Source organism: Tardiphaga sp. 619_E2_N8_4 (assembly GCF_051810905.1).
Classification (GTDB): Bacteria; Pseudomonadota; Alphaproteobacteria; order Rhizobiales; family Xanthobacteraceae; genus Tardiphaga; species Tardiphaga robiniae.
This window is the reverse complement of record NZ_JBPWQJ010000001.1, coordinates 2593353-2608416: the sequence shown is the minus strand read 5'-3', so window position 1 is coordinate 2608416 and position 15064 is coordinate 2593353. Positions and strand designations below refer to the sequence as shown.

Annotated in this window: 7 protein-coding genes; 2 read left to right on the top strand and 5 right to left on the bottom strand. The window is 61.6% G+C overall.

Annotation, left to right across the window (positions count from 1 at the left end; all coding sequences use genetic code 11):
• Positions 1-5: 5 nt before the first annotated feature.
• The 4 genes from AB8A23_RS12450 to AB8A23_RS12435 all read right to left on the bottom strand — a co-directional run bounded on the left by AB8A23_RS12450 (position 6) and on the right by AB8A23_RS12435 (position 5748).
• The gene (locus tag AB8A23_RS12450) at positions 6-953 is read right to left on the bottom strand and encodes a 3-hydroxyacyl-CoA dehydrogenase (protein ID WP_175366268.1); all 948 of its coding nucleotides are present in this window, start codon (positions 951-953) and stop codon (positions 6-8) included.
• 8 nt (positions 954-961) lie between these two features.
• Positions 962-3481, bottom strand: a complete 2520-nt coding sequence (locus AB8A23_RS12445) for a branched-chain amino acid ABC transporter ATP-binding protein/permease (RefSeq protein WP_439059580.1) — start codon at positions 3479-3481, stop codon at positions 962-964.
• 10 nt (positions 3482-3491) lie between these two features.
• Positions 3492-4370, bottom strand: a complete 879-nt coding sequence (locus AB8A23_RS12440) for a branched-chain amino acid ABC transporter permease (RefSeq protein WP_068734877.1) — start codon at positions 4368-4370, stop codon at positions 3492-3494.
• A gap of 121 nt (positions 4371-4491) precedes the next feature.
• The gene (locus AB8A23_RS12435) at positions 4492-5748 is read right to left on the bottom strand and encodes an ABC transporter substrate-binding protein (protein ID WP_439059581.1); all 1257 of its coding nucleotides are present in this window, start codon (positions 5746-5748) and stop codon (positions 4492-4494) included.
• Between the two features lie 181 nt (positions 5749-5929).
• Here AB8A23_RS12435 and AB8A23_RS12430 point away from each other — a divergent pair, with 181 nt between their 5' ends.
• Positions 5930-6628: a GntR family transcriptional regulator gene (locus AB8A23_RS12430; protein WP_439059582.1), complete on the top strand. Its 699-nt coding sequence runs from the start codon at positions 5930-5932 to the stop codon at positions 6626-6628.
• 25 nt (positions 6629-6653) lie between these two features.
• A complete protein-coding gene (locus AB8A23_RS12425) occupies positions 6654-7430 on the top strand; it encodes an SDR family oxidoreductase (protein ID WP_439059583.1) in 777 nt (258 codons plus the stop codon).
• A 458-nt stretch (positions 7431-7888) separates the two neighbouring features.
• On the opposite strand, the gene AB8A23_RS12420 is transcribed toward AB8A23_RS12425, so the two are convergent.
• A complete protein-coding gene (locus AB8A23_RS12420) occupies positions 7889-15004 on the bottom strand; it encodes an MBG domain-containing protein (RefSeq protein ID WP_439059584.1) in 7116 nt (2371 codons plus the stop codon).
• Between the last annotated feature and the right edge of the window lie 60 nt (positions 15005-15064).

The following is a 15064-nucleotide window of genomic DNA, read 5'->3' as shown; positions in this document are numbered from 1 at the left end:
ACGGTTCAGGATTTGGGACGCTGCGTGGCCTTGTGAGCCGCCAGCGCTGCGAGGCGTTCGTTGCGTTGTTGCGTCAGTGCGGCAATCCGATCGGGCGACGGCTGATGCGGCCAGGCCGCTATCACCCGGTCGACATTCGGGCTTTGATAAACCTCGGGTCCTGCCGATGCAGCGGCCAGCTCCTTGTAGAAGCCGGTATAGCGCGCGCAGTAATCCGGAATGCCGCCGGGCGCATTGAGCTCGATGGTCTCCAGCGGGCCCAGAAACGACCAGCGCAGACCGAGACCGTCCTTCACAGTGTGATCGAGATCCTCCGCGGAGACATAGCCTTCGCCGACCAGACGGAACGCTTCCGCCAGCAAGGCGCCCTGCAGCCGATTGAGGATAAAACCGTTGATCTCGCGGTTGACGGTCACGGGGACCTGCCCAATCTCGCGATAGATCTCACGCGCGCGGTCGATAGTCTCCTGCGAGGTCCAGGATGCGCCGCATAGTTCGACCAGCGGCACCAGATGCGGCGGGTTGACGGGATGACCGACGAGACAGCGCGCGCGCCCCGGAAGCGCTTCCGTGAAGCGAGAGGCGACGATTGCCGAGGTGGATGATGCGAGCAGTGCATCCGGAGGCGCAAGACGATCCAGCTCGGAAAAGATGGCGATCTTCTGATCGACGTTCTCCGGGCCATTCTCCTGTACGAAGGAAACGTTCTTCACCGCATCGGCCAGACTTTCCGCTATCGAGATGCGCGCGGCGGCGCCGTCGGGGTCATTGGCAAGTCCGTGGCGGGCGAGCGCATGCAGTTCATCGCGAATAAGCCCGGGCGCAGCATCCAGCGTCGGGCGATGCGGATCTGTCAGCCGCACGGTCCATCCAGCGCGCGCGAAAATCGCGGCCCAGGCGCGTCCGATCAAGCCAACGCCGACGATCGCTACATGTCGATTGTTCAGTGTCATTGATGTTCTCACAGCCACAGCACCTTGCGGCGCAGATCGAGATCGTCACGCAGGGCCTTCGACGGCCCCTGATGAATTACCTTGCCCCGTTCCAGCGCCACCGTCGAATCGGACAAAGCCAAAGCCAGATCGAGATTATGGTCGACGATGATGATGGCAATTTCCTTGCGAAGCCGGTCAAAGGTTTCAAACAACTGCTCCACGACCGCGGGCGCCAATCCTTCGAATGGCTCATCCAGCAACAAGACGCGGACGTCGCCCGACAACGCGCGCGCCACGGCCACCATCTGCTGCTCGCCGCCTGACAGATAATCGGCGGGACTGTCGAGACGCTCACGAATGCGGGGGAAATAGTCGTAGATGCGCTCGCGGGTCCAATGCACACCATTGCCAGTCTGCCGCTTGAGACCACCAAGTTCGAGATTTTGCTCGACGGTCATGCCTGCGAACAAGGCGCGTCCCTGTGGTACGTAGCCGATGCCGAGCCGCGCAGCTTCCGCAGACGACAGGCCGATCAACTCGCTGCCTGCCAGTTGAATAGAGCCATTCGATGCCGGCGCGATCCCGATCAACGACTTGAGCAAGGTCGACTTACCCGCGCCATTGCGCCCGAGCAGTGCGATGATCTCGTTCTCGTGCAGGGTAAAATTGACGTCGTTGAGAATATGGCTCTTGCCATAGAACGTATCGACATTCTTCACCGTCAGCAGCGGCTTCGCCCCCGCCGCGGTCTCGCGGGGGCGCGCAGCCACAGCCGTTGTGCCCGACCCGATATAGACTTCCTGCACCTTCGGGCTGGACCGCGCCTCTTCGACGGAGCCATCCAGCAATACGCGTCCCTCATTCATGACGGTGACGTGGTCGGCCAGCTGGAACACCCGATCGATGTCATGCTCGACCAGCAGGACCGGTAAATCGGTCGAGATGCGCTTGATGATCGCACCGATACGTTCACGTTCGGCAGCAGCGAGGCCTGCAAGCGGCTCGTCAAGCAACAGGACGCGCGGCGCTGTAGCCAGCGCGACGCCCATATCGAGCAGGCGTTGGCCGCCGTAAGACAGCATGCCTGCCTCTGCCTTCTCGATTCCAGCGAGGCCGAGATAGCGGATCACCGCTTCGGTCTCCGCGTTGATTGCGCTAATCGATAGCGCGTTGGTCACGGGATCGAAGCGCCGCGGATGCCGTGCTTGCACCGCGAGGCGGATATTTTCGCCAACACTGAGCGCGGGAAACAGGTTGGTAATCTGGAACGAACGCCCAATGCCGGCCCTTGCAATATCTTCCGGTGTATGGCCTGCGATAGGCATGCCCATCAGCGACACGCTTCCCTGATCCGGCTTGTACATACCCGACAGCAAATTGAACGCCGTGGTCTTGCCGGCACCGTTCGGGCCGATCAGCGCATGCAGCGTGCGATCGGCGATGGCGATATCGACGCCCTGCACGGCTTTGATGCCACCGAAACTTTTCACGATATGGCTGGCAGCGAGTACCGCTCCGTCGACTGACGACTTCGGTCGCAAAAACTCCGGCAGTGGTAGCACTTCGATGCGCCGCGCCGACATTGCCGCGTCTTCTTCCACTTTCTTGCGGAATGGCGCGATCAGCCGCTCGCCCATACCGATCAGGCCGGTAGGCGAGAAGATGATGAAGCCAACGAAAACGAGACCGAACCAGAACAACCAGTTCTCGGAATAGATGCCGAGAAACTCACGAAACAGAATGAAAAACAGCGCACCGAGCGCCGGCCCGAGGAAACTGCGCATGCCGCCGATCACGACCATGGCCAGAAGCTCGCCAGAGAACGCCACCGAAATGGGATCCGCCGACGTCATACGGTTCTTGTAGAGCAGCAGAATGCCGGCCAGCCCGGTGATGGTAGCCGACAGCACGAAGGCGGCGAGCTTGTAGCGATTGGTGGGATAGCCGAGGAAACGCGCGCGCTGTTCGTTCTCACGGATCGCCACCAGCACCGAACCGACCGTGGAATTGTGGAAGCGCCACAACAGGATCAGCACGAGAAACGCGATCAGCGCCACGAACCAATAATAGGTCGCACCCGCATCGAGGTCGAAGCCAAGCAGTGCCGGCCGGGTGATGCCGCCAAGGCCGTTCTCGCCACCGGTGACGTCAGTCCAGCGGAACGAGACGCTGTAGAGCATGGCCGCGAGCGCCAGCGTCAGCAGCGAGAAATACACGCCGCGGCGGCGCAGGATCAGGTAGCCGAAGGCAGCCGCCGTGATGGCCACCACGACAAGCGCAAGCAGCGTCGGCCCGACGAATGAATTCGGCATCCAGTTACGCTGGATCAGCGCTGCAGCATAGGCCGCAAGGCCGAACCAGGCGCCATGACCGAACGAGACGAGACCGGTGTGCCCCACCAGGATATTCAGGGCCATGCAGGCCAGTGCAAAGACGACGATCTCCGTCGCCGACGTCACGGTCAATCCGAGCGCCAGCAAGATCGGCGGCAGAATGAGCAAGCCGACGCCCGCGATCAGCAATGGAACGGGAAGACGATTCAACATTGGCATCGCCTTACTCGAACCGCATGATGCGTTCGCCGAACAAGCCGCGCGGCCGGAACAGCAGCACCAGAAGCATCAAAAGATAGATCGCCGCCGTGGACGCCGCCGAATAGCCGATGCCGACCATGACGCCCTTGACCAATCCGACCAGCAGCGCAGCAATCACCACGCCCCAGAACGAGCCGAGGCCACCGATCACGACCACCACGAAGGCGGGCGTGATGATCTCCTGCCCCATCGCCGGATGGATCGAATAGATCGGCGCCAGCAACACGCCCGCGAGTCCCGCCAGACCAATACCCAGGGCTGCGACGACCGACATATAGGGCTGCAGCGAGATACCGAGCGCTCCGACCATGTCCGGATTTTGCACGCCGGCCCGGACCACGCGGCCGAATGAGGTCTTCTGCAGCAGCACCCAGAGCCCGACCACACAGGCCACGGCAATGCCGAGCAGCACCACGCGATAGAACGAATAGATGAAGCTTCCGATCGCCACCTGACCTCGCAGCGCTGGCGGGATCGAATAGGACAAAGGCGGCGCGCCGAAGATCATGCGCAAGGCCTGCTCGGCGACCATCGCGAGCCCGAAAGTCAGCAGCAGCGAGAGAATGGGATCTGACCGATAGAAGCGCCGGAACAACGTCCGCTCGATGACAACACCGAGCAGCGCAACGACAACGGGCGCCACGACGAATGCACCGCCGAAGCCGAGATAGGGCGAAATGACAAGGGTAAGATAGGCGCCAATCGCATAGAACGCGCCATGCGCGAGATTCACGATGCCGCCAAGCGAAAAGATCAGCGACAGGCCGAGCGCAATCAGAAGATAATAGACACCATCAAGCAGTCCGTTGAGGATCTGCTGGGTGAGCAACATGGCGGACATGATATGGGCTCCGCAGTCGCGCGCTGATGCGCATCTGACAGGGGTCGGAAGGACGAGACGAAAGCAAATTCGCGAGCAGAATGTCGGCGTCTCGCCCGAAGGCGAAACGCCGACATTGTTGCTAGCTCGGGAATTTGCAGACGTTCTCTTCCGCGGTGGACGCAATCACTTCGAGCGGTTCATCCGGCCCCGGGACGGCCGGGCTCGATGAGAAGATGTCCCACTGGTTCTTGATCTTGTCTGCAGGCAGCGCCGTCACCGCATACATTTCGTGCATCAGCTGATGATCCGATGCGCGGAAGTAGCCGGGACGTGTCTTCAGCAGATCGAACTTCGCGCCCTTCTCGAAATGCTCGATGATCTTCGGCGACTCGGCCGATTTCAGCTCGTTGATGCTCTGCGCCACGATCTTGGTGGCGATGTAGTCGCCCCAGGCCTGGTTCTCCGGCGGCTTATTGTACTTCTTGGTGAAGGCCGCGACGAAGGCCTTGCTGCCGGGCGTGTCCAGCAAATGATGCCAGACCACAGGCCAGGTGCCGACGAAATTGCCCTTGCCTGCAGCCCAGGCCAGAGCCGTATCGAAGCCGAAACCGCCGACCGGGAAAGTCAGACCGAATTCGGCATATTGCTTGAGGAAGTTGGTGATCTGGTTGCCAGCAAGATTGATCACCACGAGATCAGGCTTGGCCTCGCGGATCTTGAGGAGATAGGCAGAAAAGTCCGTGGCGTCGGTGGGCACCAGGTCGTCGCCCGCGAAATTACCGCCATTGGCCTGCATGAAGCGCTTCGACACGCTTAGAAGGTCATGGCCGAAGGCATAGTCGGCCGTGAGCGAGTACCACTTCTTGCCCTTCACGAGACCATCGCGCAGGAACGAGCGGCCGACGGTCTTTACATACATCGAGTTCTGCGACTCGACGTGGAACATATAGCGCTGGCAGTCCTTGCCGCGTAGCGCATCGGAATTTCCGCCGGTGTTGATGAACAGCGTCTTGTTGCGCGTGGCGACCTGCGCGATGGTCAGACACGATGCCGAAGAAATTTCGCCGATGATACAGGCGACCTTGTCGCGCTCGATCATGCGCTCCGCCTTGGTCGAGGCCGTCTGAGGATTGATCGAGTCCTCCTTGAGCAGTTCAACCTTGCGCCCCATCAGGCCGCCAGCGGCATTGATCTCCTCAACAGCGAGATCGATGGCCATCACACCATATTCGCCGAGCGGGCCGAGAAAGCCGGTACGCGGCGTGAGGTGGCCGATACGGATAACATCGGAGGTCTGCGCACTGAGGATCGAGGGCGCAGACAGGCCGGACGCAAGCGCCAGACCGCCCGCGGTCTTCAGCAGACTGCGGCGCGTGAATTGATTGGTGTTCGACATCAGATTCGTCTCCCTGATACGGCCGCGCGGCGCGGCTGTTTCCCCTCCGGCAGGCGCCGCACTCTTCTGTTGAGAGGGCTTTGTCCGCTTGCCGTGATCTGTGATCACAGTTAGAGTTGCAAAAGACAGGGACTTTGTCGAGTCCCTCCCCGTAATTTCGCGACGATACCCGGAGACCGCGTTGAACCTGCCGACTGCGCTGACCCTTGTGGAGCCGCTCGACCGCCAGACGCTTGGCGAGCGCGCTTATGCGCAACTGGCGGATCTGCTCATCTCGGGCAGGCTCGCGCCTGGCGAAAAGCTGTCATTGCGTACGGCCGCCGAAGTGCTCGGCGTGTCGATCATGCCGGTGCGCGAAGCGGTATCCCGCCTCGTCGCCGACAAGGCATTGGAAGTCGCGGCAAACCGTGCCGTGCGCGTGCCCGTGATGTCGGCCACGCAGTTTCGCGATCTGACGAAGGTGCGTATCGCTATCGAGGGTCATGCCGCAGCAGAGGCAGCGCGACTACGTGGAGACCGCAATCTCGTGTCCATCGCGATCGCAGAAGCGGCGATGCGCGCAGAAAGCGAAATGAAGGCACCCGATCTGCCGCGCGCCGTCGAACTCAACAAGACGTTTCACTTTGCCGTTTACGAGGCCGCGCAGTCGCCGATCTTGGTCGAGATCATCCGTGCGCTCTGGCTCAAGGCTGGCCCCGTCATCAATCTCGATCTGCGCGGCAATCCCGATCGTCTGGCCAAGGGTGAAGCCATTCGGTTTCATGCGGACGTTCGCAAGGCGATCGAGATCGGTGATGCCGAAGCTGCCAAAGTCGGGATCGCTGCCGATATCACCAGCGCTGCCAATTTCATCCTGTCGCGCGGCGGCCTCTCCGCCTAATTCTCACAAAGTCCCCGGAGCCACCATGGATCTCAACATCAAGGGTTTGCGCGTCATCGTTACCGCGGGCGCCAACGGAATCGGCCTGGCCATCGCCCGCGCCTTTGCCGGCGAAGGCGCACGCGTTCATGTCTGCGATGTGGACCAAGCTGCTCTTGCCGCACTCACAGCGAGTGATCCCACAATCATCCAGACACATTGCGACGTTGCTGATCGTGCGTCAGTTCAAAGGCTGTTCGATGAAGCAACAGCTAAACTCGGCGGCCTCGATGTCCTCGTCAACAATGCCGGCGTCGCAGGCCCGACCGCCAAGGTCGAGGAGATGCATCCCGATGACTGGGATCGTTGCCTGAACATCTGCCTGACCGGCCAGTTCAACTGCACGCGCCTCGCCGTACCGCTGCTGCGCCAGAGCAGCAACGGCTCCATCGTCAACCTGTCCTCGGCGGCAGGCCGCGTGGGCTTCGCGATGCGCTCGCCCTATGCGGCGGCGAAATGGGGCGTCATCGGCTTCACGAAATCGCTCTCCATCGAGCTCGGCCCCGATAACATCCGCGTCAACGCGATCCTGCCCGGCCTCGTCGCCGGCGATCGCCAGCGCCGCGTGCTGGAAGCCAAGGCGCAGCAGCGCGGCATTTCCTTTGCGGAGATGGAGAAAACGGCGTTCTCCTATACGTCAATCAAGGACTACGTCACACCGGAACAGATTGCCGACCAGATCCTGCTCCTGGCCAGCCCACGCGGACGCACGATCTCGGGCCAGGCTATTTCGATCTGCGGCGACACCCAAATGCTGGGCTAGCCGTCGATGCTCAAGACTCGAGCAAGCCAACTGACGACACTGCAAAGCAGTCCCTAGCAAGGCGCAAAAGCTGGCCTTTCGTGACAGCTTGACGTCAGCTTTACATCGATTGCAGACCTTTCGCATCCTGCTAGATCGGGCAAGTAGCTTGCGGAGCCGGCTGCTAATTCACTGTCGCCAAGTACAAACCGGAATCAAAATAGTCCGCGGCCCGAATCGCCGTTGTGACGCCAGCTTCCGCCACGAAGAAATCACTGACTTGCCGCTGACTTGCTGCAGCCATTTTGTAACCGTGCCATCGGCATAAAGCCGCATAGTGCTTTTAAGCTTGGCGTGAGCTAAGAGCGATCGCGCGGCGCCAAGAGTTCCCATCCTTTCTTTCAGCACACGTCTCTCATCACAACTATCCGTTTATTTGAGAGCAATTCAGAGACGCGGAGCTGCCGGCGAAAGTTGTTTCACCGACCGTTCCTCCGCTTTCTGTCGCCGCCGCGCTCACCACCGACGGAGTTCGTCACGTCATCGTTGGACGATCCGTTAGTGTTGGTTCTCCCGCCAGCACTGCCGGCGACGATTCCGGTTGGAGCCGGCGATCTCGGCGGCTCCTGGAAGAGGTTATCGAAGGAGGACTTCGGACTGCCGACAGGAGACGGCGACATCGTATTGGTCGTTGGCGCCGCCGGGTTGACCACGGCGATCAGACCGGGGCTCGGCGCGAGCGAGACGTTGAACGACTTGATTGTGAAAACTGCCCCGTCATAGCTCAGCGCATAGTTAGGCGAAACGCCGAGCGAGCCTAGCCGAATGGCATAGTCGCCCACCACATCACCCAGCGCGCGCTCCAGCGAGCCGGAGAAGCGATCGCCGTTGAACAGCGTGCCGCCGGTGAGACGATAGGTCAGCGCCGGATCAAGCTCTGCGAACATCTTGCTCTGGGGATCTGCGGTGACTGTCAGCGGCGCGGCCGTCACGATCCAGGAGCCACTGTTGCGGGCCGAGATCGCATAGTTCGGATTGGTCAGCGTTCCGGCTACGTCGAGCAGATAGGGATTGCCCGCGACGCCGGTCCGGCCGGTGATGCCGAACGAATTGACGAGCCCGGTCAAAACCTCAATCCCCTGACCGTTCTGCAAACCGATGGCCGACAGGCCGGGATTGAGCGGCGAACTGCCATAGACCGATGTGCCGCCATTGGCCGTGACAACAATGGAGGCTGGCGTGACGGTCCAGCTACCCGGATTGAACGCGGAGACCTGATAGTTTGGATTGGCCAGCGTGCCGAGCACGCTGAGCGCATATGGCCCATGTGCCACGCCGCTGGTCGCGGTAATGCCGAACGAGTTGCGAAGGCCCGCAAGAACGTCGACGCCCTCGTTATTCTGCAAGCCGGTGGCCGACAGACCAGGATTGAGCGGCGAGCTGCCATAGACCGATGTGCCGCCATTGGCCGAGACCACGATAGACGCCGGTGTGACGGTCCAGCTGGCGTCGTTGCGCGCCGCCACGCGATAATTCGCATTGGTCAGTGTTCCCGCCACGCTGAGCGTATACGGACCGCCAGCCACGCCCGTCGTCGGCAGGATGCCGAACGAGTTGCTCAGGCCGGTCAGGACATCGACATCCTGACCGTTCTTCAAACCATTCGCCGAGAGGCCCGGATTGGACGGCGACTGGCCATAGACCGAGCTGCCACCATTCGCCGACACGATGATGTCCGCCGCAGCGACCGACAGCGAACCGCCGACATAGCTGATGGTGTAATTGCTGAGGCCATTGCCGAGTGCATTGCTGGCCGTGATCCCGTAAGGCGCGCCGGTCACATTCGCCAGTGCGTCTGCGCCGAGGCTCGCCAGTGTCACACCCGTCACACGATCGGTGCCATAGAGCGTGCCGCCGACACTGTAACCGGTGCTGCCGAGGGCGAGCGTATCGCCATAGGTCTTGGACTGGTCGTTCGCCGTGATGGTCAGCGCTGCCTTGGTGACACTGCCAATATTGCGGCTGTTCGTGACGACCAGCGTGTAATTGCCGGCCGCGCTGCCGGCGAGGCCGCCGGAACCGAGATTGAAGGTGACGGTCTTGCCGCTTCCGGCATTGGCATTGTCATAGCTGCCCGAGGTCGGCAGGTTCGCCACCGATAGCAGCCCGGCATCGCCCGCAACCACATTGCTCAGCGTGAAATTGCTGGCGCCGAGCGCGGCGGTGTTGGTACCGTCATACTGCTTCTGGACAGCGCCAGTGAGCGACAGCGTGACGGTGCGCTTGGCTATACTGTAATCGGTCCCGACGAAGCTCACCCGATAATTCGAGGATGCGGCGAGCGAGCCCTGATTGATAGTATAGTTGCCGGCATTCTCGCCCGCGGCGCGGCCGATCGTGCCGGTGAGACTGTCGCCATTCACCAACGATCCACTGGTCACCTGCCAGGTGAGGGCGGAACCTGTGTCGCCATAGGTCTTGCCCTGACCGGCATCGGCCGCCACCGTGATCGCACGCTGCGTTACCGTCAGTTGCCCGCTCGGCAGATTGACGATGCGATAGGTCGATCCGTCATTGCTGACGGGCTGGAGCTGGGTAGGACGGTTGGTCACATACGGCGTCATGCGCAGCCACGCCACGCCATCGCCAATAGTCACGCCCATCGGAACCAGGAAGAAGTCCGACGTACCGGTGAGAACGATCGCACCATTGCCGTTGACCGTGGCGGATACGCCGTTCTGCGAGGTGAACTGATTGATGCGATCCGCGATCTGCTGCGCGGTCGAATTCCGATCCCACAGGATGTCGTTCCCGTTGTTGATCCGCATGCCGAGATATTGCGGTCCAAACCCGCCCTGGCTCGGGGCACCAGCGCCGACAACCTGCGGCGGCAGGACGGTCATCCCCGCCGTCACGGCATAGGTACCGACGCCCGACGACTGATTGGCGGTGGTGCTCAGGGCAAGCGGAATCTTGTTCGGCGTATCGTAGTTTTTGAGGCCGTAGATCATCGCCGCCAGCGTCGTATTGGCATCGCCATACATGCGCGTGGCATTCGATGTCTCGACGACGGCGACGTGATTGGCCCAGTAGAATTCCGGATAGCGCGCGACGCCGTCCGACTGGCCCGCGCTGTTCGACGGGATCCAGACGTTGCGATAATCCCAGCCGGTATAGACGGTGCGGAACGTGTTGAGATCCTGCATCTGCGCCGTGGTCAGGCCGGTGCCGACGAAGGTCTGGCCACGATTGGGATTGAGCCAGGACGGATTCGAGACGCTGGAATCGTAATACGTATTGGTGACCGTTCCCGTCCGCCCGTTGTCGCTTACATTGCGCCCGACGACCGAGCCGACAAAGTGCACCCCATAGTTCCAGGCTCGGTCGAGCCGCCCGGTCGTATAGGAATTAATGATGGTGCCCGTGCCGTCATTGGTCGCATTGGTACCGACGAGACCGCCGATCGTGCCATTGCCGCGCACGAGGCCCGTCGCATAGGAATTGACGATCCGCCCGGGTCCGCCGTTTTCGTTCACGTTGACGCCGGCGAGGCCGCCCCCTTGGCCGACAAAGGTGACGTAATCAGACTGCTGGCCAACAGCCTCGACCGCGACTGTGCTGTAGGACTCTTCGATCGTGCCGCGATTGTAGCCGACCAGGCCGCCGGCGGCCCAGTTCGAATAGACCCCGCTCGCGTCATCGCTGCGCGACGCCCATGAGCGGAAGATCGTGCCGTCGCTCACGCCAGCGATCGAGCCGGCAGATCCCCAGTCGGCTATGATCCTGCTATCGACGACGCCGAGATTCTTCACCACGCTGCCGGATGCCAGATAGGCAAACACGCCCGCATGATTGCCGTCGGTCATATTCACGAAGAGGTTTCTGATCGCGTGACCCTGGCCGTCCAATGTTCCGGTGAACGAGGCTGCCGTTTTCGCGTAGTCGGCGTACTGTCCCGACTGCGAATATCCTGTCTCCCCCAGCGTATAAACAGTCGTGTAGACCTCGCGCACTCCATTGTTCCAGACCTCATACGAATCGGACGGTCGATTCTCGCCAAATTGCAGGCGCATGAAGTACTTCGTCGTGTAACCGCTATAGCTGATCGGCGAGATCGGCGAGAAGGCGTTGCCCTTCCACATCCCGGTGGACAATTCTGCCGACGCGTTGATGTCGCGCGCAAGCTTGTAACTGGCAGCACCGTTCATATTCACCAGTTGCAACTGGTGCAGGTTCTGGATGTTGGTCGAATATTCGGCCTTCAGGAACGGACGCGTATAGCCGTCCACCATGTACCAGTGGGAGTGAAAGTTGCCTTCCTGGTATCCATTGAGATAGTTCGGGTCGTTGAAATTGCTGTAGGAGTTAAGCGAATACGGGCTGTTGTCGGAATTCGTGTTCAGCGCAGCAACATATTGAATCTGCTCCGACGTCCAGCCGCCGGGCATGTCGTGATAGGAGCGACCGAAGGCGCGGCTGGTGCCGGACGTGGCCTGATCCCAGTAAACATGCCAGATGCGTGCTGACTGGCTGTGCTGGGAATTGAAGCTTTCCATCGTATCCCAGTCGCGGAACTGGTTGCGCCCGACGATGCCACCCACATTGGTGCCGGACACCACGCCCGCGAAATACGAATCTTGAAGCGACGCGAAGCCCATCACGCTCCATTGATTTTCGCCAACAAGACCGCCGGTCCAGCTCGTGCCGTTCACGCTGGCAAGCGAATAAGTCCAGCGGACCATGGCGCCTTCGCCATTGATGCCGGCAATGCCACCTGCCGTCGCGCCGGTGACCGAGCCGGCCGAATAGGAGTCCTGGATGGTACCGTAATTGTAGCCGGCGATGCCGCCAACAACATAGCCGCGGATGGCACCGGTCGAATAGGAGCCGCCATTGATGATGCCATTATTGCGTGCCACCAGACCGCCCGCGCCCAGCGAACTGGCGATGTTGGTCACGCTCGCCGTCGAATAAACATTCGTCAGCGTGCCATTGTTCTCTGCGGCGATCGAACCGACATAGCTGGCATTGCCACTGAACGAACCGCCGATGATACCGACATTCCGGATCGTGCCATTGTTCTGGTAGAACACGCCGACATCGCCACCGCCGACCTGCCCTTCGCCGCGGCGTTGGTACATGTTCAGGATCGCATAGCCGCGGCCATCGAGCGTACCGGTGAAGCCCTGATAGGGGCGACCATCTCCAAACGCACCGATCGGATCGAAGCCGCGGCAGATGCCGCTCAGACAGGTCCAGGTCGACGTCACGCTGGCATCGATGTCCCGGCCCAGCGCGTAGGTACCGCCGAGATTGGATTCGATTCCCTTCAATTGGTAGACATCATTCACCAGCATATACGCTGCCACGGTCGCGCCGTAGCCGCTCTGCGTGATGCTGGAATAGTTGATCGTATTGGCGTAGCTGCCGGTTGCCGCATAGGGATTGTAAAAGATTTCGACGGGCGTGGCCGTATTCACCCGCGCATTGGACGCGAAGTTGACGAGGCCGTTGTCGGAGCGGAGCGTCACCGAAGTCAGCGCACTGTTGAAGTTGGAAATGTGATCGTTGATCTGGATATTTCCGGCCGACCGCAGATTGATCGTGCCGAACGAGCCCAGCGAGTTGGTGGTGATCGCACCACCCGACGTGATCGATATATTGCCGCCGACAATGCTGCCGATCCTTCCGGCAGTGACGTCGCCCGACGCCACGATCGATGTCGAGGTCGAGGCCGCCGTCCCTGTTGCGCGAATGCTGCCTTCGAAAGTGAGCGAGCCGCCGATCACCAGCGATATATCGCGCCCAATGAGGTCGCCGGTTACCAGATTGCCGTTGTTGGTGAAGGCCACCGAACCGGGAGTAAACGGCTGCGGGTCTTCGTTCCCCCAGCCCACACTCGCTGTATCGCTCGACAGCCGGCCGACGACATTACCGGCGCTGGTCAGTGATACCGACGTGAACGTCATCGGGAGCACCAGGTTAGACACCATGATCGGCGCGGTCTGCGAGATGCTGCCGGGCGACGTCAGCCACAGCGTCCCGTTGCGGCCGGATATCGTGCCGTTGATCTGGATGTCGCGATAGGCATTGAGATACAGCGTATTGGCCGATGTCCAGGAGATCGGCGCATTGATGATGATATCGCCGGCGCCCTGCGTCTGGTTGCCCGGGCCGCTCGCGGACGATGCCGTGGTGATCAGCGTGACATTGGCCGCGCCGAGATTGGCGCCGATGGTCGCCGCCGCCGCGGAATCGATGGTCAGTGTGACCGGATCGAGCAGCCAGTCGCCGGTGCGGCCCTTCGGCGCTGACGCATCGACGCGGATGCCGGCGAAATCAAGCTGCTTGCCCGAGGTCTCAATGAGGCCGCCGTCGCCGCCATTGACACCGCCGCGCGCCGACAACGTACTGCGCACGCTGGTGAGACCGTCCGACCACAGCACGATCTTGCCGCCCTTGCCGCTGTCCAGCGCGTCGGCGCGGATCACCGTCGCCGAATCCGCCGTGACCTTGACGGCATGCTGGAAATCGCCGCGACCATAGGCATCGCCACCGATGCGAACGCCGCCGCCGCCGGCCGCGCCCGACGCGTCGATGCGCGCACCGGCCAGCGCGATCTCGGCGCCGCTGATGTCGATCTGGCCGCCTGTCTTTTTGGCAGCCACCTGATTGCGCGACTTGCCGGTCGCCGTGACACGGCCGGACACGTTGACGCGGCCACCCTCGCCGCCACCGAGCACGATGCGCCCGGCGCGGGTGCCGACCGAATTGGCGCGGATCGTGCCCGGGACGTTCACCGCATCGCGCAGGATGTTGTTCGCCGTGGCGGCGCTGAGGAACACCTGTCCGCCATCGGCACGGATCTTTCCGCTATTGGTCACCAGCGCCTTGCCGGTGCCATCGACGAGATTGCCAAGCTGGTTGGACGGTACAGCGACCGACAGGAAGCCGTCGCCGGACAGATCGAGCGTAATCATCTCGCCGGAGCCGAGACCGACCTTGCCGAGCCGCGCTGAAATGACGCCGTCATTGGCGACGCGGCCACCGAGCAACGCTGCGAAGCCGCCGTCGGACACGTTGATGCGGCCGGCATTGGTGACAACAGCCGAGGAGCCGTTACCGGTAAACTTGTATTTGCCCGATAGGAAGTCCTCGTTCCTGATGTCGAGCGTTGAGGCCGCGAAAGAGCCAGTATTGACGACACCCGTATTAGTGATCGCGATACCGTTCGGATTAACCAGCAGCACGGTGCCGGGCGCGTTGATCGTGCCGGCGATGCTGGAGGGCGTGGTACCCGTAACGCGGTTGAGGGTGGCAGCCGCCGCGCTCGGCTGGTTGAAGTTGACGGTGCCACCGGCACCGATCGAGAACGAATTCCAGTTGATGATGGCGCTGTTCGAGGATTGGTTGACGTTCAGCGTCCCGTTCGACGGCGCGGCGATACTCGCGGTGCCATGGGTCACGGTGCCTCCGCCCGGCAGCGTCTGCGCCAGTGCAATGCTGCCACTGAACACCACGCAGCCGAACACCAGCGGTGCGAAAGCCGCCCTCACGCTGCCGCGGATCGGCGTCACGTCATATGTCTGTGTCATGCCCAGCTCCTGTCACCTGCACGGGCGCCGTTGACCGGCGCTCCCGAGGTCGTCTTGTCT

What these genes read in the sequence shown, in the direction of transcription:
- AB8A23_RS12450 (WP_175366268.1), bottom strand. Translation starts at nt 953, where the DNA reads ATGACACTGAACAATCGACATGTAGCGATCGTCGGCGTTGGCTTGATC.
- AB8A23_RS12445 (WP_439059580.1), bottom strand. Translation starts at nt 3,481, where the DNA reads ATGTTGAATCGTCTTCCCGTTCCATTGCTGATCGCGGGCGTCGGCTTG.
- AB8A23_RS12440 (WP_068734877.1), bottom strand. Translation starts at nt 4,370, where the DNA reads ATGTCCGCCATGTTGCTCACCCAGCAGATCCTCAACGGACTGCTTGAT.
- AB8A23_RS12435 (WP_439059581.1), bottom strand. Translation starts at nt 5,748, where the DNA reads ATGTCGAACACCAATCAATTCACGCGCCGCAGTCTGCTGAAGACCGCG.
- AB8A23_RS12425 (WP_439059583.1), top strand. Translation starts at nt 6,654, where the DNA reads ATGGATCTCAACATCAAGGGTTTGCGCGTCATCGTTACCGCGGGCGCC.
- AB8A23_RS12420 (WP_439059584.1), bottom strand. Translation starts at nt 15,004, where the DNA reads ATGACACAGACATATGACGTGACGCCGATCCGCGGCAGCGTGAGGGCG.